18 protein-coding genes and 1 tRNA gene are annotated in these 20,144 nt (G+C 59.5%); all 19 read left to right on the top strand.

Annotated features, from left to right (window positions below; all coding sequences use genetic code 11):
- The first annotated feature begins 33 nt into the window (after positions 1 to 33).
- A complete protein-coding gene (locus FIV09_RS12545) occupies positions 34 to 1,590 on the top strand; it encodes an ABC transporter substrate-binding protein (RefSeq protein ID WP_152450261.1) in 1,557 nt (518 codons plus the stop codon).
- Positions 1,591 to 1,596: 6 nt separating this feature from the next.
- Positions 1,597 to 2,580, top strand: a complete 984-nt coding sequence (locus FIV09_RS12540; protein WP_152450260.1) for an ABC transporter permease — start codon at positions 1,597 to 1,599, stop codon at positions 2,578 to 2,580.
- Position 2,581: 1 nt separating this feature from the next.
- Complete coding sequence (locus FIV09_RS12535) at positions 2,582 to 3,541, top strand: ABC transporter permease (RefSeq protein ID WP_152450259.1); 960 nt, start codon at positions 2,582 to 2,584, stop codon at positions 3,539 to 3,541.
- Between the two features lie 5 nt (positions 3,542 to 3,546).
- A complete protein-coding gene (locus FIV09_RS12530) occupies positions 3,547 to 4,050 on the top strand; it encodes an HNH endonuclease signature motif containing protein (protein WP_216646959.1) in 504 nt (167 codons plus the stop codon).
- Positions 4,047 to 5,042, top strand: a complete 996-nt coding sequence (locus tag FIV09_RS12525) for an ABC transporter ATP-binding protein (RefSeq protein ID WP_152450257.1) — start codon at positions 4,047 to 4,049, stop codon at positions 5,040 to 5,042. The genes FIV09_RS12530 and FIV09_RS12525 overlap by 4 nt, the downstream gene beginning before the upstream one ends.
- The gene (locus tag FIV09_RS12520) at positions 5,039 to 6,004 is read left to right on the top strand and encodes an ABC transporter ATP-binding protein (protein WP_152450256.1); all 966 of its coding nucleotides are present in this window, start codon (positions 5,039 to 5,041) and stop codon (positions 6,002 to 6,004) included. Before FIV09_RS12525 ends, FIV09_RS12520 begins: the two co-directional genes overlap by 4 nt.
- A 63-nt stretch (positions 6,005 to 6,067) precedes the next feature.
- Positions 6,068 to 6,143 (top strand) — tRNA-Thr (locus tag FIV09_RS12515).
- 258 nt (positions 6,144 to 6,401) lie between these two features.
- Positions 6,402 to 6,674 (top strand): hypothetical protein, encoded by a 273-nt coding sequence (locus FIV09_RS12510; protein ID WP_172975713.1) that lies wholly within the window; start codon positions 6,402 to 6,404, stop codon positions 6,672 to 6,674.
- Between the two features lie 18 nt (positions 6,675 to 6,692).
- The gene (locus tag FIV09_RS12505) at positions 6,693 to 7,052 is read left to right on the top strand and encodes a hypothetical protein (protein ID WP_152450254.1); all 360 of its coding nucleotides are present in this window, start codon (positions 6,693 to 6,695) and stop codon (positions 7,050 to 7,052) included.
- A 423-nt stretch (positions 7,053 to 7,475) separates the two neighbouring features.
- Positions 7,476 to 7,715, top strand: a complete 240-nt coding sequence (locus FIV09_RS12500; protein WP_152450253.1) for a hypothetical protein — start codon at positions 7,476 to 7,478, stop codon at positions 7,713 to 7,715.
- A complete protein-coding gene (locus FIV09_RS12495) occupies positions 7,712 to 8,065 on the top strand; it encodes a hypothetical protein (RefSeq protein ID WP_152450252.1) in 354 nt (117 codons plus the stop codon). Before FIV09_RS12500 ends, FIV09_RS12495 begins: the two co-directional genes overlap by 4 nt.
- Positions 8,066 to 8,421: 356 nt before the next feature.
- Positions 8,422 to 8,856, top strand: coding sequence for a hypothetical protein (locus FIV09_RS12490; RefSeq protein ID WP_152450251.1), 435 nt, complete (start codon positions 8,422 to 8,424; stop codon positions 8,854 to 8,856).
- Between the two features lie 242 nt (positions 8,857 to 9,098).
- Positions 9,099 to 12,278: a DUF927 domain-containing protein gene (locus FIV09_RS12485; protein WP_152450250.1), complete on the top strand. Its 3,180-nt coding sequence runs from the start codon at positions 9,099 to 9,101 to the stop codon at positions 12,276 to 12,278.
- 606 nt (positions 12,279 to 12,884) lie between these two features.
- Positions 12,885 to 13,220 (top strand): hypothetical protein, encoded by a 336-nt coding sequence (locus FIV09_RS12480; protein WP_152450249.1) that lies wholly within the window; start codon positions 12,885 to 12,887, stop codon positions 13,218 to 13,220.
- Between the two features lie 78 nt (positions 13,221 to 13,298).
- Positions 13,299 to 14,443, top strand: a protein-coding gene (locus FIV09_RS12475; protein ID WP_371417701.1) for an IS3 family transposase whose coding sequence is annotated in 2 segments (ribosomal slippage) — positions 13,299 to 13,560 and positions 13,560 to 14,443 — 1,146 coding nt in all. Because the reading frame shifts where the segments join, the coding sequence is not laid out codon by codon here.
- Between the two features lie 466 nt (positions 14,444 to 14,909).
- Positions 14,910 to 15,860, top strand: a complete 951-nt coding sequence (locus tag FIV09_RS12470) for a BRCT domain-containing protein (RefSeq protein ID WP_172975712.1) — start codon at positions 14,910 to 14,912, stop codon at positions 15,858 to 15,860.
- A 270-nt stretch (positions 15,861 to 16,130) separates the two neighbouring features.
- The gene (locus FIV09_RS12465; protein ID WP_172975711.1) at positions 16,131 to 17,264 is read left to right on the top strand and encodes an RES family NAD+ phosphorylase; all 1,134 of its coding nucleotides are present in this window, start codon (positions 16,131 to 16,133) and stop codon (positions 17,262 to 17,264) included.
- A gap of 354 nt (positions 17,265 to 17,618) precedes the next feature.
- The gene (locus FIV09_RS12460; protein ID WP_172975710.1) at positions 17,619 to 18,236 is read left to right on the top strand and encodes a recombinase family protein; all 618 of its coding nucleotides are present in this window, start codon (positions 17,619 to 17,621) and stop codon (positions 18,234 to 18,236) included.
- A gap of 671 nt (positions 18,237 to 18,907) precedes the next feature.
- Complete coding sequence (locus tag FIV09_RS12455) at positions 18,908 to 19,900, top strand: hypothetical protein (RefSeq protein ID WP_152450245.1); 993 nt, start codon at positions 18,908 to 18,910, stop codon at positions 19,898 to 19,900.
- Positions 19,901 to 20,144 lie beyond the last annotated feature (244 nt).

The following is a 20,144-nucleotide window of genomic DNA, read 5'->3' as shown; positions in this document are numbered from 1 at the left end:
GCCCGGATTATCCCTTTCATAAGGACCGCTGCCATGAAGACCCTCTGGACCGCCGCGGCGCTCTGCGCGTTTGCCTTGCCTGCCACGGCCGAAACCTTCCGCTGGGCCGGGACGACCGATCCGAACACGATGGACCCGCATGCGGGCAATTCCGCGCCGGTTCTCGGGTTCCTGAACAACGTCTACGAGGGCCTTGTGCGGCGGGACCGCGACATGCAGATCGAGCCTGCGCTCGCCACGGCGTGGGAGCCTATCGGCGAGGGCGAAGGCTGGCGCTTTACCCTGCGCGAAGGCGTGACCTTCCACGATGGCGCCGAATTCACCGCCGAAGACGTGGTCTTTTCCTACGAACGGGCCTCGTCCCCGGAATCCGACACAGCAAGCTGGTTCTCCGGCGTGACCGAGGTCACAGCCCCCGACGATTATACCGTCGAGATCCGCACCTCCGCCCCGAACCCGATCTTCCCCGACAGCATCGCCAACTGGATGATCATGGACAAGGGCTGGGCCGAGGCGAACGACGTCACCCGGCCCAATATCGAGCGCGGCAACTTCGCCACGCTCAACACAAACGGCACCGGCGCCTACCGCATCACCGAACGCGATCCGGGCCTGAAGACCACGCTCGCGCCGTTTGAGAACTGGTGGGGCGAGGACCGTGGCAATGTCACAGAGGGCATCTTCACCCCGATCGACAATTCCGCCACCGCGGTTGCCGCACTTCTCTCGGGCGAGGTCGACATGATCAATCCGGTGCCGGTGCAGGATGCCGACCGGCTCGATCAGGCCGATGGCGTGGAGCTGAAGCGCGGCGTCGAGGCGCGGGTGATGATGTTCGGGTTCAGCCAGGACAAGGACACGCTTGTCGGCGGTGATGGCTCGGTCGAGGGCAATCCGTTCCAGGACCCGCTGGTGCGCCGGGCTGTCGCGCAGGCGATCAACGTGCCCGCCATCCTGCAGACCATCATGCGCGGCTCCGCCGAGCCTGCCGCGCAACTCGTGAGCCCGGCCATGTCGGGCTATTCCGAGGGGCTTTCCGAACGGCCCGAGCTCGATATCGAAGCGGCCAAGGCTCTGCTGGCCGAGGCAGGCTATCCCGACGGCTTCCGCTTCCTTCTGAAGTGTCCCAATGACCGCTATATCAACGACGAGTCGGTCTGCCAGGCCACCGTCGCGATGCTGGCGCAGATCGGGCTCGAGGCGCAGCTCGACGCGATCCCGGTGCGCAATTACTGGACTGAGCTCAGGGCGGACGAATACGACATGTACCTTCTGGGCTGGTCGCCCGGCACCTTCGATGCCGAGCATCCCTTCCGGTTCCTCGTGCACACGCCGCAGGAAAATATCGGCACCTGGAACTTCGGCGGCTATTCGAACACGCGCGTCGACGAACTTATACCAGCCGTGCAATCCGAGATCGATCCGGAGGCCCGTCAGGCCATGCTCGACGAGATCGCTGGCATCGTGCAGGACGACATGGTTTACGTGCCGCTTTACGTGCAGCCGCTGCTTTGGGGCGCGGCCGAGAATATCGACCTGACCCAGCGCGAGGACAACTTCTTCATCCTGCGCTGGACCAACGTGAACTGAGGGCCCATGCTCGCCTATATCATCCGCCGTGTCGGCCAATCGATCCTCGTGCTCCTGTTCACGGGGCTCGTGGCCTTTTCCATGTTCAGCTTCGTGGGCGATCCCATCGACAACATGCTGGGGCAGGAACGCACCCAGGCCGACGTGGAGCGCCTGCGCACCGAGCTGGGCCTCGATCAGCCCTTCGTGGTGCAATACTACAAGTTCCTCGAACAGGCTGTTCAGGGCAATTTCGGCCTGAGCTACAGGCAGGGGCGGCCCGTGGGCGAGATCCTTCTCGAACGCGCGCCCGCCACGCTGGAGCTTGCCTTCGTCTCGGGCCTCATGGCGCTGGCGGGCGGGATCGGCTTCGGCATCTTCACCGCGATCCGAAGGCGAGGCTTACCGGCCAACGCCATCATGACCGTGTCGCTGATCGGGGTGTCGCTGCCCACCTTCCTGATCGGGATCCTGCTGATCTACGTCTTCTCGGTTGAGCTGGGCTGGCTGCCTTCCTTCGGACGCGGGGAGGTGACGCAGATCGGCGGCTGGTCCACGGGATTTCTGACCGCAAGCGGGCTCAAGGCGCTCATTCTGCCCGCGATCACGCTCGGGCTTTACCAGATGACGCTGATCATGCGGCTCGTGCGCACCGAGATGCTGGAGGTGCTGCGCATGGATTACATCCGCTTCGCACGCGCCCGCGGCATCCGGGAACGCGCGATCAACTTCCGCCATGCGCTGAAGAATACGCTGGTGCCGGTCATCACCATCACTGGTCTGCAGCTGGGCTCCATCATCGCCTTCGCCATCATCACCGAGACGGTGTTCCAGTGGCCGGGGGTGGGGCTTCTCTTCATCAACGCGATCCAGTTCGTCGATATCCCCGTGATGGCCGCGTATCTCATGATGATCTCGGTGATGTTCGTGGGCATCAACCTGATCGTCGACATGCTTTACTTCGCGATCGACCCGCGCCTGCGCGCCGACCGCACAGCCGGAGGTCACTGATATGGCCGAAACCGATATCCAACCCGAACCCAAGGTAGATCGCGCGCCCTCGCGGCTGGCCCGTGCCTGGGACAGCGATCTCGCATGGTCCTTCCGTCACGCGCCCGTGGCGATGGTCTCTGCCTTCGTCGTGGTGCTTCTCGTGCTCGCGGCGCTTCTGGCGCCACTGATTGCGCCGCATAACCCGTTCGATCCCGCAACGCTGAACCTGATGAACGGCTTCACCCCGCCCGGAGAGGCGAACGCCTTTACCGGCGATGCCTTCCTGATGGGCACGGACGACCAGGGCCGCGATGTCTTCTCGACGATCCTGTACGGGATGCGCATTTCGCTCTTCGTGGGCTTCTCGGCGGTTCTGCTGGCGCTGGTGATCGGGGTCGTTCTGGGCCTCCTTGCGGGCTATCTCGGCGGCTGGACCGAGACGATCATCATGCGCGTCGCCGACGTGCAGCTGACCTTCCCGGCGATCCTTGTGGCCATGCTGATCTTCGGCATCGCCAAGGGCATCACGCCGCCCGAATACCGCGACCAGATGGCGATCTGGGTGCTGATCCTTGCCATTGGCCTCTCGGACTGGGTGCAGTTCGCGCGCGTCGTGCGCGGCGCCACGCTGGTCGAAAAAAGCCGCGAATACGTGCAGGCCGCGCGCCTCATCGGTCGCTCGCCGTTCTCCATCATGATCCGCCACATCCTGCCCAACGTGCTGAACCCGGTTCTGGTGATCGCGACCATTTCGCTGGCGCTCGCGATCATCGCCGAGGCGACGCTCTCGTTCCTCGGCGTGGGCGCACCGCCCACCAAACCGTCGCTCGGTACGCTCATCCGCATCGGGCAGGAATTCATGTTCTCCGGCGAATGGTGGATCCTGTTCTTCCCCGCCCTGACGCTCCTGGCGCTGGCCCTGTCGATCAACCTTCTGGGCGACTGGCTGCGCGATGCGCTCAACCCGAAACTGAGGTGATTGCGGTGGCGAAAAGGAAAGCCATTTCCGCGACCGTGAAGCGCCAAGTTATCACGGAAGCTGGAGACCGTTGTGCCATCCCAACGTGCAGGGCATTTCCCGTGGAGTTGGCGCATATCGTTCCTCATTCAGAAACACAGGACGATACAGCCGAGAACTTGATTGCGCTCTGTCCGAATTGCCATACGCGATATGATCGCGGCGACATTCCTCGTGACAGAATACGCGTCTACAAGGCAAACACGCAAAAGAATCTCCTGCGTTTCAATGGCTTTGAGATGGCCATCATCGAGGCTTTCACTCGTCAGCCGCAGCGGCCACTTCCGGTTGCTGAGAATATGTTGTTTCTGCTCGAACGTTTGGTCGAAGATGGCATGCTTCAGATTCAAAGATCGCAAGGTGGCGTGAGGATGATGGGCGTGGATGTCACCCCAGTCCACGTCTCTCTAACACCGCGCGGCACGCAATATGTAAATGATCTATCGCAAGGGGACCGCGTAATCCCATGACCACCCCCGTCCTGTCCGTCCGCGGTCTGACCGTGGAAATTCCCACGCGCCGCGGCGTGTTAAAACCCGTCGATAACGTCAGCTTCGACATTGCCGAGGGCGAAATCCTCGGCGTTGTCGGCGAATCCGGCGCCGGCAAGTCCATGACCGGAAATGCCGTGATCGGCCTTCTCGACCCGCCCGCGCGGATCGTGTCGGGTGAGGTGCTTCTGAAGGGCGAGGCCGTGCACACCGCCAAGGGCGAGGCGCTCCGCCGGTTGCGCGGCAAGCGCATGGGCATGATCTTTCAGGATCCGCTCACCTCGCTCAACCCGCTCTTGACCGTGGGCGAGCAACTGACCGAGACCATCCTCGAGCATCTTCCCGTCAGCCAGTCCGAGGCGGAAAAGCGCGCCATTGCCGCACTCGACGAGGTCGGCATTCCGGCCGCCGCCCAGCGGATCGGCAGCTACCCGCATGAGTTTTCGGGCGGTATGCGGCAACGCGTGGTGATCGCGTTGGCACTCTGCGCCGAGCCCGATCTGGTGATCGCGGACGAGCCCACCACAGCACTCGACGTATCTGTGCAGGCGCAGATCATCGCGCTTCTGAAGCGGCTTTGCCGGGACAAGGGCGTGGCGGTGATGTTGGTCACGCACGACATGGGCGTGATCGCCGAGGCCGCCGATCGCGTCGCGGTCATGTATGCCGGACGCATGGCCGAGCTGGGCCCTGTGCGCGAGGTGCTGACCCGCGCGCGTCACCCCTATACGGCGGGGCTCATGGGCTCCACACCGCTGGCCTCCCAGGGTCAGAAGCGCCTGCGCCAGATCCCCGGCTCCATGCCGCGGCTCGAACATCTGCCCGACGGCTGCGCCTTCCATCCCCGCTGCGACCGGGCCGAGGCCAAGTGCCGCCAGAACCCCGCACCGGACCTCACGGCCTGCGAAGGACGCGCCGCCTGCTGGTTCCCGCTGCCTGCCACATCCGAGAAAGAAGAGGTCTCAGCATGAGCGCGCTCATCGAGGTCGAGAACCTGACCCGCGTCTTCGACGTCTCCAAACCCTGGCTCAACCGCGTGATCGAACGGCTGCCGCGCGCGCTGCTGACGGCTGTTTCGGACGTTTCCTTCGGGATCGAGGAGAACTCCGTCTATGCGCTCGTGGGCGAGAGCGGATCGGGCAAGTCCACCATCGGCAAGATCGTCGTGGGCCTCGTGCCGCCGTCGTCAGGCAAGGTGGAGATTGATGGCGTGGACCTCGCGACCGAACCCGAGGGCGAGCGCCGCGCGAAGGTGCGCGAAAACGTGCAGATGATCTTCCAGGATCCTTATGCCTCCCTGAACCCGCGCTGGAAGGTGCGGGACATCATCGAAGAGCCGATGGCCGCGCGGGGCGGCGACACGGACGGGCTGGCCGAGCGCCTGCTCGAACAGGTGGGCCTGTCCGCGCAGGATGTGGGCAAGTACCCGCACGAGTTCTCCGGCGGTCAGCGCCAGCGGATCTGCATCGCCCGTGCGCTTGCCTCCAACCCGCGCATCATCGTCTGCGACGAGCCGACCTCGGCGCTGGACGTGTCCGTCCAAAGCCAGGTGCTGAACCTGATGTCGGATCTGCGCGAGGAGCTGGGCCTGACCTATCTCTTCATCTCCCACGATCTGACCGTGGTGCGGCATATGGCCGACAAGGTCGGCGTGCTCTATCTCGGCACGCTCGTGGAAGAGGCGCCGCGTGACACGCTCTATTCCGAACCGAAGCACCCTTATACGCAAATGCTCTTCGAGGCGGCGCCGCGCATGGATGCCTTCGGGCGCGACATCGACCCACCCAAGGGCGAGATCCCCGACGCGATCAATCCGCCCCCGGGCTGCGCCTTCCATCCGCGCTGTCCCATCGCGGTCGAGCGCTGCCGCAAGGAGCGTCCGGCCCTGCGCGACGTGCGCGGCACGCGCGTGGCGTGTCATCTCGCCGAATAGTGCAGATTTTCACCTGCGCAGATATTGCACCGCTGCGCGGGTCGCAGTAAACCGCCGCGCAGTGCCCCTATAGCTCAGCTGGTAGAGCAACTGATTTGTAATCAGTAGGTCCGCGGTTCGAGTCCGTGTGGGGGCACCATATGCATTGAAATTATTGGGTAATTTGGCTCGAGGGGCCAAAAGAGGGGCCAGTGCTGCCTCTGGTATGCCGCGCGAAAAACGCGGTTCTATGTTCTTCAGTCGACATTATGCGATATGGCTCAACTGATTTACGCGCTCTCCCGCGTGCACCATACCTTGACATGTTGTGTTATATCATGTATAGGTTGCCCCTATGCAGCTTGGGTGAGGACGGGGTCCTGCCACAGTGCTGTCGTCCCCCCATACAAAGCTTCAAATGAACGAGCAGGGCCAATTCCCCATGGAAAAGCTGTACATCAAACACGACCATTTTGCCGCCGCGCTGGGCTGGCAGCCGAATGAACTTCGCATTCTCCGCCGACTTCTGGAGTGCCCGCTTGCACAGCGCCGCGTCAGAGGAAGCAAGGCCCTCCACTTTGAGGTAACGCCTTTGATCGAATGGCTTGGTGAGGTCCTGCCGCGGTTCTGTCCGATCTGCGAGCAACGCATCCTTGAACTTGCGCGGCCAGAAGCCGCGATCACCCACTGATCGAAAGAACGAACAATCATGACCAAGAGCCTCACCCACGAGCAACGTCTGGCCGAAGCGCGTCAGCGTGTGCGCCTAGAACGTCACCTCGCCGATCAAGGCGTGCCCGAGGGCGCGCGCGATCACTTCCTAAACGAGATGACCGGGACCGAACTGATCCGTAGCTACCTGAACGGTGCGCCGGAGCCATCCATCGATGAGTTGGTGCAATCGGTCTACGCGACCGAGCGCGGCAAGCTGCTGCGCGAAATCCTCGACGAGGCCGAGCAACTGGACGCCGCCCCTAAAGCGACGGCGCGCGACGAACAGCTTCGCCGACTGGCTGATCTGCCCCCTGCCGCCAGAATGACCGAAGCGCGCCGTCTCGGAATTGCGTAAACAATGCCTCGCGCGTCTTCTAAGGCGAAAGCGCCGGAGACCTGGTCGCCCGATCAGCTCCACCCGGAGCCGGAGGTCGAGGAGTTCTGCCAAGACCTCGCAGCCGGAGTGGCGGCCAGCGAAGCATATCTAGCTTCCTTCGCTGGGGCGCTAGATGGCATCGATGCCGAGGCTTCATCGCCCCGAGCGAGGGCGCACAGGCTGTCGAAGCGTCCCGACGTGGAGGCCCGCATATTGCATATCAGGCGGGTCCGTAGATCGCCGGTGGAGCGGCTTTCTGAGGCCGACCTCCATCGGTTGATGGGAGAGGTCACGGATACTCTTGCTGACGCCCACAGGGCGGCTGAAGAGGCCGGAGCGCCATCCCAGCACCTCTCCGCACTCAGGAAGGAAATCACACGCCATGTGGGCCGTTCAGGACGCATGAGGCCACAGACTGAGACCCTCTATGACGGCTCGATCTCAGAGGCTGCCCTGCGCGCAGTGTTGGATATGGTGCGGCTCTGCCGGTGTCACGGCCGCGCGCCGGAGGATCGGAGCCCCGAGACGCCGGAGGCTGTCGCCCAGCGCACGAAGGAGGCCATGGACGAGCTGTCCGAATACCTGGGTCATGACGTGCTGGGGACTCCAGTAGCCCGCGAGAGGACGGAGGCGGCTGCGTGACCAATGCACATGAGTCCAATATCGCTGCGCTCGCGATGGTGATCCGGGCATCACTGGCGGAGCTGCGTCATTGCGGGACGGACATGGGCCGCAATGCCAAGGCGGCGCTGCCGCGCCTGATCGACGAAGCTTCGGTGCTTTCGGGCGCGCTGCAGAGACTGGATAAAGCCCTCGATGAGGCCCCCGCCTCAGCGCGATTGGTCGCCCAGCGCTGCGCAGACGAGGGGCGCAAGACCGAGGCCGAGATCGCTTCCGAACCCGATGTCGTCGCGGAATGGTTGCTCGCGATGGATCGTGCTCGCCGAATTGGCGCTGGGCGCTGCTGCCCGAAATGTGGAGGGGCAATCTAGCCCGGGAAGAACCCGACGCGTCTTACTTCTCTCGCCGTTGTCGAGGTCGACGCGCAAAGCGGCACTCCTCCCTGCCTGTCGACCAACAGGCGGGACGGCATTTGTTCTCCTTGGAGCCGTACTGCGAAGCGTCTTTTTTGAAGAATTCCGATTTCGGGCGTCCTTTAGGCGTCCGGATGGGCGGAGCGGCGGCGAGTCGATAGCGCTTGCACCGGGGGTGCCGCACAGCTCACTACCCCGCCCCCCGACACTTCTGAGGCAAGGCCTACCCCGATCTGTCTGATCCCGCCCTCCTCGCGAGACACAGAGCCAAGCCATCAATCACGAGGAACAACGTCACCATGGAAGACTGAAATATGAAGCATGCTGATCTCACGCCGCGTCAGCGGCGCATTATGGCCTCTGTCGCGGAAAAGCTCACGAAGGCCCCTGAACGAGCAACTTGCGCCGACAGCGCACGGCACTGCGCGTATATCGAGCGCCTCGCCTATCATGATCCTGCCGAGGTCGACCGCGTTACGGCAGAGCTGGTGGGCGAGGCTCGCCGCATCGAGTGCTGGTCCAACGCGGATGTGCTGTTCTTGCGCTTTGCGTCTCTCGCGGAAGCTTGCCGCGACCGGCATCTCGCTGAAATCGCCGCGCTAGGCGCAGGATTCTGGCCCCGCGAGGTCAGCAATAAGATGATCTGGGCCAACCGCGAAAGTCTCCTCGGTAGGCGCTACACGCTTTCCTTCGCGGGGCAGCGCTGGTGGGGCGAGGTGTTTGCTCCCGACGACACGCTGGACGACTGATCCGATTTATCAACCGAAAGTTCGCACTGCGAAAATTTTAGGTTGACAAATAATGTAATGTATGAAGCACCAACCCCTATCGGGGGAGTTGCGAATCATTTATGAAGGTGGGAGGTGCCGCGTACGGCCTATGAGCCGACGTGCCTCCATCTGATTAATCGTGGGAACAGCGCGGGGAAAAACAGCGGTTATCTGCAAGCTGCTGTCACCGGAACCCACACGAAACTAGGTGAAAGGTCACCATGAATAACGACAAAAATCTGAACGCGGCTGAGGCCGCGAACGAAGAAGCTATGCCTGCGGACAACGCCCATGCCATAGCGCGGAAATGGCCGGAACCACGCGCGACGACATGGAAAGACGCCGCACTCGGGGGTGTGCACTCCCCAGAATGGGACGCCTTGCTCCGCCGCACAATGACGCTCCTCCTTCCAAAGCTAAAGAACCGGGACGCTAAGCAGACGCAGTGGAAAAACGAAGCTGCAAGGTTCGGTGCATGGCTCTATGGCGAAGGTGGACTGACCTCCAGCCCATGCAAGAAGAAGAAGGGGTACTATCCTGTTGTGCCCGGTTCGGGAGCGGGCGGGAACAAATTTTCTGGGCGCACCAAGAACGGCATGGTGACGCTGGAGTTTCTGGCGCTCGACGTGGACTCGGGCGACTCCCTTAACGCCGTCGCTGACAAGATCGAGGAAATGGATGTCGCTGCGATAATTTATGCCTCCTATAACGATCAAACAACGGAGACGGTCATCCCGCGCGACCGTGTGCTTAGCTTTATCCAGGAAGAGCGACACCCGACGAATGAGGAGGTAAGGGATTTCCTGCGTATGCAGGGCAAGCACCGCGAACATCACATCGCCAATGTCACGATTGCGGAACAGAGCTTCCACACGCCCGAAGGCGTCATGATAAGGATCGAGCACGAGCCGCTGGAGAAGTTCCGCATTCTGTTCCCGCTTTCCGAGCCGTTGCGTATTACCGATCTCGCCCCAACGCAGCGGAAGGCACACGAGCGCTGGAAGCGCCTACTTCTTGGCTATGCCGACCATGTCGGAGTGATCCCCGATCGTTCCTGCGTAGACGTGAGCCGAGCCTACTACATGCCCTCCCATCGTCCGGGGGTCGAGCCGTGCATTGAGCTGATACGCGGGCGTCCGCTGACACTGGCCGAGATCGAAGAACACGAACTGCCAGATGACAAGCAAGAAGCCGAAGACGGCCCCGGCGCTTGGCTGAAAGGCTGGGCGAGGGGTCATGCCCGGCGCATCCGCATGGCAGACCTCATCAGAGACAATGCCTCGCAGATGGTCGTTCGCGACGTGGACAGCGAAAAGATCGAAGTTGTTTGCCCGTACAAGCACCTCCACTCCGACGAAACAGATGGCTCGGCTTGGATCACAAACGCTGACGGCTATGGGCGAGGGTTTAATTGGGGATGCCACCGAAATGGCTGCCAGTCGAACGGAATGGACCGGCTTGATTACCTTGCGAAAGCCCTCGAAGACGGCTGGATCGAAAAGCAGGATATCGAGAACGAAACGTATCTCTGGCCTGACGATGAGGAGGAAGATCAGGAGGTTATCGAGGACGATGCGGCTTCGAGTGAGGGCGATGGTAATCTCAACAAGCCGATACCTTGTGCGAAATGGATCGAAGACACGTTTGGGTTCCGAATGAAAGATGGGATCATCTGGACAAGTCCGAAGGAAGGCGAGGACCCTGTGCCAGTATGCCAGACCTTCGATGTCGTAGGCGACGCGATGGACGACACAAGGTCCAGCGGAGCGGCTCTTATGATCGAATTCAAGAACCGGACCGGCGAAAAGGTCGAGCAGTCGCTCCCCCGAGCAGAGATTGTCTCAGAGAGCGGCGGGGACATCATCAAGAACCTTGCGGATGCAGGATTCAACTTCTTGGGGCGCGGAACGGGAATGAAGAACCACTTTCTACGCCTTTTGAACAACATTTCCGTTAAACGACAAATCACTGTATCGCCCCGTCCGGGATGGCAACGCGACCGGCTGGACCGCGTGCTGGGGTTTCTGCTTCCGACAGATGAGTTCATCCGCGCCGTGTCTGTTCAGGCCGCAACAACCAAGCTATCACCGACAGGAGCGTTCGAGGACCGTCGGGCGCGTGGCAGTATGGAAGAGTGGAGAGATGCCGCTGACGCGGCAATGTGGTCTGCTGATCCGCACGACGAGCGCCATGCGAACAGCAACTTCCACTGGACCCTCGGCTTGTGCGCCTCCTTCGTCGGACCAGTCATCGGTTTGGCAGACCTCCCGCCGCGCGGTTTAAACCTGTCTGGGGACAGCTCAAAAGGGAAGAGCATTGCCTTACAACTCGGAGCAAGCGTGTGGGGCAACCCCGCTCCGCGCAGTTCTGCTTTCTTTCCAATGAACAACACCGCCAACGCGATGGAGGACCTCTGCACCATCGGCTCGGAGACGCTGCTGTGCCTCGACGAGATCGGCGCTCTGAACAACAAGCGGATGCTTAGCGACGCTCTGTTTAACGTCGCATTGGGCAGCGGGAAGGGACGCAAGAAGGGGCGGGATGCCGGTCTCGCCAAGGGGGCGCGATACCGTCCTTTCGTCTTGCTGAGCAACGAGCGCACACTTCGGGTCGAAATCGAATCCGCTGGCAAGCGAGGTGACTATCGGACCGGAACCAGTGTTAGGTTTCCCGACATCTCAGTTACGGGAGCAGTAACCGTCTCACGGGACGTTATCGCCCGTTTGAAAAAGGCGAATGAAAACTTCGGTCATGCCGGGCCCATGTTCATCAGGTATCTTGTCCAGGCGGGAATCGTCGATGATGTCGAAGCGCTCAAGGCGCGCGTTAGCGCGGCGGAAGTGGAGATCGCCAGAACGTCGGTGCCTGTTGGGGTTGAGATACCCTCAGGGACCATGCGGGCGTCGGAGGTTTTCGCATTGCTACTGGTTTCGGGCGAGCTGGCTTGTGACGCCGGACTGATCCCGGACCGCACCGCCGTTCGCGATGCCGTGCTCGAAGGCTTCCGGAAATTCATGTCGTCGGTCGAGGGGGAAGCCACCAAGGGTGAGGTCAGTATGCTCGATGGTTTCCGGTCGGCGTTGACGGCTGCGCAGGGGCGCGGCGCTCTCGTGCCTGCGCACGAGGCGGGAGATGTCGGCCACACCAAGCGCATTGGATGGTATGCCGATGACACTGTGATTCTTGATGCCGAGGCGATCAAAAACGTGACCGATCTCGGCCTTAGTGGAACGCTCGACGGATTGCTCAAAGCGCTAGACGACTGTGGCGCTCTGATCCGCCGGTCGGAGAAGGACCGGACACACGATCGCTTGCCAAGTGAGGTTATATTCCAGGACAAGGGCGCGAAACCGCGCCGGTTGCGGAACTACCGCATCCATCGGGGTAAACTCGAATGGTGATTGGTCTGATGAGCGGATGGGATGGGGCGGCGTTTGTCGCCCCTCTTGTGCGCGAAAGGCTGTGCGCGACCCCGCGCGAGCTGTGCGCGACCTTAAAGTGGCCTTAAACCCAATAAAATTGAGCTGTGCGCGAGTGCGCGACCGGCGCGAAAGAGAAGTAGGTTCTTTTTCTGAGGAAAGGCCTGTGAGCCATCGCTAGACTGCGCGCACTTTTCGGAAACGGTCGGTGACTGTTTCGTCGCGCCGGTCGCGCACCCGCGCACAGTCTTTAAAATAGGGGTTTTTACATGAACGGCAGGTCGCGCGAGGTCGCGCGCAGCCACGCCAAGCTAACATTTACCTCGAACAGCAGCCGCTCGTCGCCTTCTGGTAATTTTTACAATATGTTGCTCTTTTGGGGTTGACTGGTTGTCTCGCACGCAAAGTAGGCGACTCTCGACTGTGCAGCGCCGCCCCGATGTCGACCACTGCTCTGCTGATGCGGCTATAATGCAATCGGAGTTCGGCAGGTGGGGACCTGCCTTTTGAAGCGCTCCTTCCTATGGCCACTTTTCGAACAGCCGACCAAAAGATATTCTGTAGCCGACACAGGCGGGGCTTTTGATCATGCAGAAACAGCGAAATGCCTTGTTTGAAGACATTCAGCTAAATGTAGAGTTCACGGGGCAAGGGCTGGCCGTTGAGTACATAACAACCAGGGCAGGGATTTACGCGGAGGTCTACAAGCCAGAACGCGGTGTTCGTATCGGCGAGACTGGTCGAAGTATTTGTGGAAAGATCAAACACGACATCCGATGGTTCCGCTCCATGCGTGATGGAACGGCACCGGAAAGCCAACTTCGAAGGACACTTCCTATTGCCCAAGCAGCCAAGCGCACTGGAGACATCGGGTTCGCGTATTTTGTTGTTTGCAGCGACCCGCGTCTCGAAGACAAGGTTTGAGCACCTCCCCGAAAATCGGACAGTGACGCAAGCTACGATCTAACGTCTGCTGGTCTCCAAGAACGAGGAGATCAGAACATGTCGAAACGCAGGAACCATGATGCGGGCTTCAAGGCTCGCGTGGCGCTGGAAGCTTTAAAGGGCGAGCGCACCGTGTCGGAACTGGCCGCGGAATACGGCGTGCATCCGACCATGATCCACCAGTGGAAGAAGGCGCTGCTCGAGGGGGCATCGGATATCTTCGAGCGTGGCAGCAAGAAGAAGGCCGAGCTCGACGAGGAGACAGTGCGGTCGCTGCACGCCAAGATCGGAGAGCTGGCTGTCGCCAACGATTTTTTGTCCAGAAAGCTCAAACCCTGGACCGGCAAGTGAGGCGCGGGATGATCGAACGCTCTCACCCCACGCTGTCGATCGGGGCGCAATGCCGCCTGCTGTCGATCTCGCGGTCGTCGTTCTACTACGCTCCGCAGGGCGAGACCGCAGTGAACCTGGCGCTCATGCAACTGATCGACCGGCAGTTCCTGGAAACCCCATTCTACGGCGTCCGGCAGATGACTTGGCACCTGCAGAACGAGGGGCACGCAGTGAACGTGAAACGCATCCGCCGACTGATGCGGCTCATGCGTCTGATGCCGATCTACCAGAAGCCCAACACGAGCAAGCCCGCGAAGGGGCACAAGACTTCCCCCTACCTTCTGGGTGGCCTGCGGGTCGATCGGCCCAACCAGGTCTGGTGCGCCGACATCACCTACCTGCCGATGCGACGAGGCTTCCTCTACCTGGTCGCCATCATGGACTGGTTCACCCGCAAGGTGCTGGCCTGGCGCATCTCGAACACGCTGGAGGCGGACTTCTGCATCGAGGCGCTGAACGAGGCGGTCCACCGCTTCGGCCCACCCGAGATCATGAACACCGATCAGGGCTCGCAGTTCACGTCCTTCGCCTGGACCGACCGGCTGAAGCGGATCGGGGCCCGGATCTCCATGGATGGCAAAGGGCGGTGCCTCGACAACATCTTCATCGAACGCCTCTGGCGGTCCTTGAAGTATGAGTGCGTCTATCTGCACGCCTGGGAGACCGGCTCGCAGGCGAAGGCAGGGGTTGGTAGATGGATCACCTTCTACAACCACCAGCGGCCTCACGCCGCCCATGGCGGGCAGCCGCCCGCCGTGGTCTACTTCAACCAAATAGAAACCGACCAGCAGGGGCAGAGAGTAGCTTAGATCACCACGGAAACTGTCCAAGGATCGGGGAGTAGCTCAGTTCTTCGTCAATCGTGCGAGCGGTTTATGTTCGAATGGGTGCGCAAACATCCTTACTGGGTAGACTGGAATCGACAACGAAGCTGGCGGTGAGCGATAATTGGAGCCAACATTCGCGTCCACAGGATCATTGCGAAACAAGCCTTTAGGACGGGCTTGCTACCCTTTGGCGATCAGTCGGATCGCTCGCTCTGCAGCGCGGACATTTTCGGCCCATAGCCGCGGTCCGCCAACAGTCGCTCGTAGCGGTGCAATTGTTTTGGAGCGGTCATTCGCGCCAGCATGCGGCATCGGTCAGCCAATGATGGTCGGTCGCAAGACTTTTCTGATCGCGACTGATACTCGACTGGGATCAAACCATGAAAGAGTTTGCCCCGGTCTGATATCCGTGTCTACCATGAGTCATTCAATCCAAAGGGCCCCGGCTATGACTTTATCTGAAAAAGCTTTTTCCAAGATGCCAGCACCTTCATACCTCCCGAAAGCTGACGCAGACATCGACCGTATCCAGAAGAACGCGAACGATAGAAAGCGCGAAGTCTACTGGATCGGTTTTCTCGAAGGTGCCCTTTCATCCAACAGGATCGAGCCCGGTGAGGAGGCAGCAATACTCGCCGAGGCGGACAAGTTCGTAGAGTTTTTCCAAGATCCAGACGCGTCAGACTTGGCTGAGGACATCCGGGCGCGATGTTTCTCGGGTCAAAATGATCTAATGGCAGCGCTCGAAGACGTGACCGCGGACAAACGAAAAGAGATCCGAGCTGAGGCACCGTATAGCGAGCGAGACGAAGTGAACGAATTCCTCGGGTTTTGCGCTGGTATCGTCTGCGACGGGCTGATCCTCCCGCAGGAAGCGGACGCCATCCTCGAAAGGATCAGAGCCAGCGATATTCTGACGTCCTCCCCTGTGTATCGCGACCTCTGGCGCGCGACCGAGGCAGCTATGGTCGACAGGGTGCTGAGCGATGATGAGGCAGAGGAGATCAGGCAATGGATCGCCTTGCTGGTAGGCGACGGTTACGTGGACACCGGTGTTCCGAACATCGGCAACACCGCACAAGTGGACGAGCCAATTTCTGATCCGGCTTTCATCGAGTTTGAAGGGAGGTGTTTCGTGCTAACTGGGCCCATGAAGATGGGGACCCGGAGCTTCATCGTTAAGGAGATCGAGCGTTGCGGTGGGGAGGTAGGCAAAACCGTCACGCGCCGCACGGACTACATCGTCGTGTCCTCGGACGCTTCAAAGAACTGGCGCACTACGCATTTCGGAACGAAGATCGAGCGCGCAAAAGAGCTGATTGTTGAAGGATACAAGCTGCGGTTCGTAGCGGATCACGCACTGGAAAAGGCAATCAAGATGTGCGGGCAAGGGACCTGATTGCCGTTTTCGAGACGCGAGATACCGACATCCCAACACAATTGCCGAAAACTGCCATAGTCTGCCCTTTCGGCTGGAAGCTCGACCGGCCCAGAGCCGCCGTTAGAGCGCTGGAGCACGAATGGCAGAGTCTGATTTTGGCCAGGTGTGGGGCTCTGCCTGACTTCATCAGACGTTCCGGTCGTAGCGTCCCAAGAAGTTCGGTAATAACTGAGGGTCGGGCGCGATCATCGATACCAAATGGTGCGAAGTGAGCAGGGGCGTAATTTGATGGACGAAGAGCAGGTCAGCCTTTGTGCGGCATGTGCTAAACACCCCGAAGTAAAAGCACTGGTAACAAGCGATCTGAAAGCGGGCGTTTGCGGCGCATGTGGGACGTTGGGGGACGTATTCAATCCAAAACGCTTCGAACTTCTACGGAATCTCATCCGAGCGCTGATACGGCTGCATTTCAGCGAAGATGATTACAATCATCATTGGGGCGGCACTTCCTTAGACGAAGTCCTACTTAGCCAAGAGAATCCAATCCTCGAAGTCGCTACGTGCCAAGATTACCAGGACGAATTTATTAATCGGATCACTTGGGAAGGGGAGATTTACCCCGACTATGACAAGGGGATTTGCCTTTTTGCTGGTGACGACGGTGTAGGAGGACGGGGCATTCAGTTTTCGATTCCCGAGACACGCAACCGGGAGCTACGAAGCATTGAAAAGCGACTTGAACGTGAAAATTTTCATGCGGTTGAAGATGCGATGGAGAAAGTTGTCGATCAGATCAAGGACGATATTGAAGCATCAGTTACGGAAGGAACGATTTGGTATCGTGGGCGAATTGGTGTCCAGGAGAGGTCGGTCCACGTTGATTGGCGCAATGTTACCCATGTTGCTACGCCCTATAAAGATTCGGCCATTGGCGCACTGCCACCTCCGCTGGCATCTGCCGGTCGCACCAACCGACAAGGCGTTTCTGTTCTCTATGTTGCTTCTGAAATCGAAACGGCTCTTGCCGAGATTCGGCCGCATCCGAGTCATTTTGTCTCGGTTGGCGGGTTCCGCGCTCGTAAAGACCTTCGTGTGGCACGCTTCGACCTTGCTATTGGCCCTTTCTCTTCGTCGGATGCCCGGCTGGACCTTTTCGCGCTTATCTACCATATTGATACACTATTGAGCGCGCCGGTAATCCCGGAGGAGAGGCAACGATATTCCATCACACAACTATTGTCCGATATCCTGATACGAAATGGATTCGAGGGCGTCATCTACCGCAGTTCGGTGGGTAAAGGTATTAACCTCTGCGCCTTTGATCCGGCGGCCTTTGATTTTGATGAAAGAGCGTCCGCAGTTATGAAAGTGGATCGCGTGCATTACCGTTTTTCGAACGTTGATACCTCAATACCATCATAGCCTCGTATCTGCCCGAACGTGCATACGGATGATGACTGCGCTGAGATTGAGCTCTCGGGGGGGGGCGCCGCAGACTCACAACGCCGCCCATACTTAGAGTCGCCATTCCTGCAGGTAGCAGCGAAGGTCCGCAACCCACCCATAAAACGCTTCTCCAGCAAGTTTCCGGCCCCGTCCAAGCAGCGTAAGAGTGCTTTTCCAGCGTCCTTCCGTTTCTGACTAGTTTCTCAATAGGGTCATCTCCAGCGATCCGCGACAATCGCCGTGCATTGTTTCTCAGAAATGGCTTATGCCGGTCCTAGTGAGACTGTATCATTGGGTTTTGTATCTAATGAGAATCAGAGAGGCGCGCATATGGAGATGATCGGTTACGTCAGGGTCTCGACCAACAAGGTCGATCAGGGCGCGGGCTGGGAAGAGCAGCACCGTGTCCTCCGCGAGCTGGGCGTGCCCGCCGACAGCATCAACGTAGAGGAGGCATCGACCAAGGGGCCCCGTCCTGTGTTCGAGAAGCTTCTCGCTAAAGCCAACTGCGAGGCCACCCCCGACCGCCGCATCTGTATCGTCGCCTCAAAGCTCGACCGAGCCTTCCGCGACCTCGCCGCTGCTGACGCGGCCATCACCCACCCGACTAATCACAACGTGATCTGGCTCCTGCCTGACCTTTCGCCGCATCCGCTTGATCCGCGCGATCCAACACAGATGCTGCTGGTCCGAATGATGGGTGCAGTCGCGCAGTTTGAACGGGACCGGATGGCCGAGCGCCGCGCCTACGGGATCGCTAAAGCGAAGAAGGAGGGCAAATACAAGGGGCGCGCGCCGACTGCCCGGGCGAAGACAGACGAGGTCCTGCGTCTCCATGCACGCGAGCTGCGCCCCGACGAGATCGCCAAGATCGCGGGTATCGGACGGGCCAGTGTGTATCGTATCCTCCGTGACGCTAAAGGAGCAGAATCGGCTCGGACTGCTTGAAAGCGGCCCATCATGGCCCGTGGCGGGTCACTCAGTAGGCCCGCGCCGCGTCAGCGGCCATGCATTTAAGGCGTTGCATCCTGCTTCAGCCTAAACATGGTGACCGCCGATAGTGTTTTGGTACTTGGGAGGCGGGGACCCAAGGGGGGGTATCCGCCCTTTCTCAGAGCGATGACAGTGGCTGCAAGCACGCAGCGTTATCGCACGGGTTGCAGTTGCGGCGCGCTTCGGAAACTAGCCATCTACCGGAGCTTACGGGAGAGGTGGCCCGCGAGAACACTTTCGTCTCGAGCGAAATCGCTGAAGGGGTGATCCGCTGGCTTGTTATATCCCTGCACCGCTACTCCACCGGGCGCTGTAACCTTCCGAGTACGACGGTAGATATCCCACGTAGTCGTTTGTCGCTGACCTCGGCTGCGACAGCCGAAACCTGGTCACAGATCGAACCCGAGTTGCCCATCTTGAGTATTGTGACGCGCAGCGCTCGAACACGAGCGGCGAAGCGCCACTCATCGCTCCGCGGCTCGCCAATACCGCAATGCGGGACGACGTGGTCGTTCGCATCAGCATCGCCGGTGTCCGGTTTCGGTAGTAAAACAGTGCAAAATATGGTCGTCTTCACAAGGAAACTCCATGTCAGTTCCCACATTTTTTGAGAAAGGATAGATAGCATGCGACAACATTACTTTTTTGCAGTTGGTACGTTCTTCGTTGGCGCAGTAATCGGTGTATTAACTGTACTGAGTAGTTCACCGGTCGTCGCTGTGGTCATACCTCTGCTCTTCGGTCTTATTGCAGGGGCAAGCGGATTCTATTTGGCTCGCGAAGATATTTCTCAGAAAGGTGGGCGAGAGAGATTGGCCTTTGTGGGAGCCTGCGTGACCTCGCTCTGTCTTGGTTTGATTTTGATGGGAACAGCCACCTTCTGGACCCAATCTCATTTCCAACCGAAAACTCTCCAAGAATTGATCGGAGCAGCACAAGCGCCCAACTACGAGGAGCAAATGCTGGCTTTAGAAACTCGAGCCATAGCTGGGTTGCTAGGTGCCGATCCCAGGGAGCAATCAAAGATTGTTCAAGCTGCAGTCCTGGGGGAGCGCACCGATCTAAAGCCCTCGGTAGACAATGAAACCATTGAGGCGATTGAAAAGGAAATTATTGAAGCCATAGCTGAAATTGCAAACCTCGCACCGCTTAATGCTAATAATGAGGCGGAGGCAGATGATTATGTTTCCAGCTTCAATCTGACGCTGGGCTACTCTAGAGCGTTGCTGGTTTTGAATGAACAAGCCAACTTGGAGCAACAGCTATGGCAGCAGTACCTTGCCAGGATGTTTGATCTGGTAGAGAGAATTGTCGGTTCGGAAAATTCGTTCAACTACGCATACTTCCTTCGTATCTCAAACGAGGATCCGGGCGCGCTGTCTTTGATGATACGGCTACGTTCTATTGGGGCAAGATGGCATCTTTTAACTTCTGGCAGAGATGGCGAGAGCGTCCTGAAAACAGAAACACTCTCGCAGTCGCGAGTTGAGTTGATTAAGCTGCTGCAAGGGCAGAATGATGAAATTGCTTTTGATTCGCGGGGATACTTTCCACAGTTAGCCGAGAACAGAAGATCGCCTGCAGGTCTAAACTTTGATCAGCTTATGGGGCCCTCGTAGACAAGACTCTGGCTATAAGCTGGCGTGTAAAGAGAAATTCAACCGCGAGACATGCAGACGAAGCCGACCTTGGAATATGGCGCAGCATCGGTCAAATTGGGCTCTTCGCGGCCATCGAAGGCGGTGCAGAATCCCTGCATCACTCGGATGGAGCGGCGATCATGGACGGCCCGTTGCGGACATTCGTGAAACGGTTGGCAAACTGCTGTAGGTGGCTATAGCCAGTCAGCCACACGGACCTCCA

It is taken from the genome of Roseivivax sp. THAF197b, from assembly GCF_009363255.1.
GTDB lineage: Bacteria > Pseudomonadota > Alphaproteobacteria > Rhodobacterales > Rhodobacteraceae > Roseivivax.
The sequence above is the reverse complement of the archived record's forward strand: the minus strand, read 5'-3'. Positions and strand labels throughout refer to the sequence as shown.

What these genes read in the sequence shown, in the direction of transcription:
- FIV09_RS12545 (WP_152450261.1), top strand. Translation starts at nt 34, where the DNA reads ATGAAGACCCTCTGGACCGCCGCGGCGCTCTGCGCGTTTGCCTTGCCT.
- FIV09_RS12540 (WP_152450260.1), top strand. Translation starts at nt 1,597, where the DNA reads ATGCTCGCCTATATCATCCGCCGTGTCGGCCAATCGATCCTCGTGCTC.
- FIV09_RS12535 (WP_152450259.1), top strand. Translation starts at nt 2,582, where the DNA reads ATGGCCGAAACCGATATCCAACCCGAACCCAAGGTAGATCGCGCGCCC.
- FIV09_RS12525 (WP_152450257.1), top strand. Translation starts at nt 4,047, where the DNA reads ATGACCACCCCCGTCCTGTCCGTCCGCGGTCTGACCGTGGAAATTCCC.
- FIV09_RS12520 (WP_152450256.1), top strand. Translation starts at nt 5,039, where the DNA reads ATGAGCGCGCTCATCGAGGTCGAGAACCTGACCCGCGTCTTCGACGTC.
- FIV09_RS12510 (WP_172975713.1), top strand. Translation starts at nt 6,402, where the DNA reads ATGAACGAGCAGGGCCAATTCCCCATGGAAAAGCTGTACATCAAACAC.
- FIV09_RS12505 (WP_152450254.1), top strand. Translation starts at nt 6,693, where the DNA reads ATGACCAAGAGCCTCACCCACGAGCAACGTCTGGCCGAAGCGCGTCAG.
- FIV09_RS12500 (WP_152450253.1), top strand. Translation starts at nt 7,476, where the DNA reads ATGAGGCCACAGACTGAGACCCTCTATGACGGCTCGATCTCAGAGGCT.
- FIV09_RS12490 (WP_152450251.1), top strand. Translation starts at nt 8,422, where the DNA reads ATGAAGCATGCTGATCTCACGCCGCGTCAGCGGCGCATTATGGCCTCT.
- FIV09_RS12485 (WP_152450250.1), top strand. Translation starts at nt 9,099, where the DNA reads ATGAATAACGACAAAAATCTGAACGCGGCTGAGGCCGCGAACGAAGAA.
- FIV09_RS12480 (WP_152450249.1), top strand. Translation starts at nt 12,885, where the DNA reads ATGCAGAAACAGCGAAATGCCTTGTTTGAAGACATTCAGCTAAATGTA.
- FIV09_RS12470 (WP_172975712.1), top strand. Translation starts at nt 14,910, where the DNA reads ATGACTTTATCTGAAAAAGCTTTTTCCAAGATGCCAGCACCTTCATAC.
- FIV09_RS12465 (WP_172975711.1), top strand. Translation starts at nt 16,131, where the DNA reads ATGGACGAAGAGCAGGTCAGCCTTTGTGCGGCATGTGCTAAACACCCC.
- FIV09_RS12460 (WP_172975710.1), top strand. Translation starts at nt 17,619, where the DNA reads ATGGAGATGATCGGTTACGTCAGGGTCTCGACCAACAAGGTCGATCAG.
- FIV09_RS12455 (WP_152450245.1), top strand. Translation starts at nt 18,908, where the DNA reads ATGCGACAACATTACTTTTTTGCAGTTGGTACGTTCTTCGTTGGCGCA.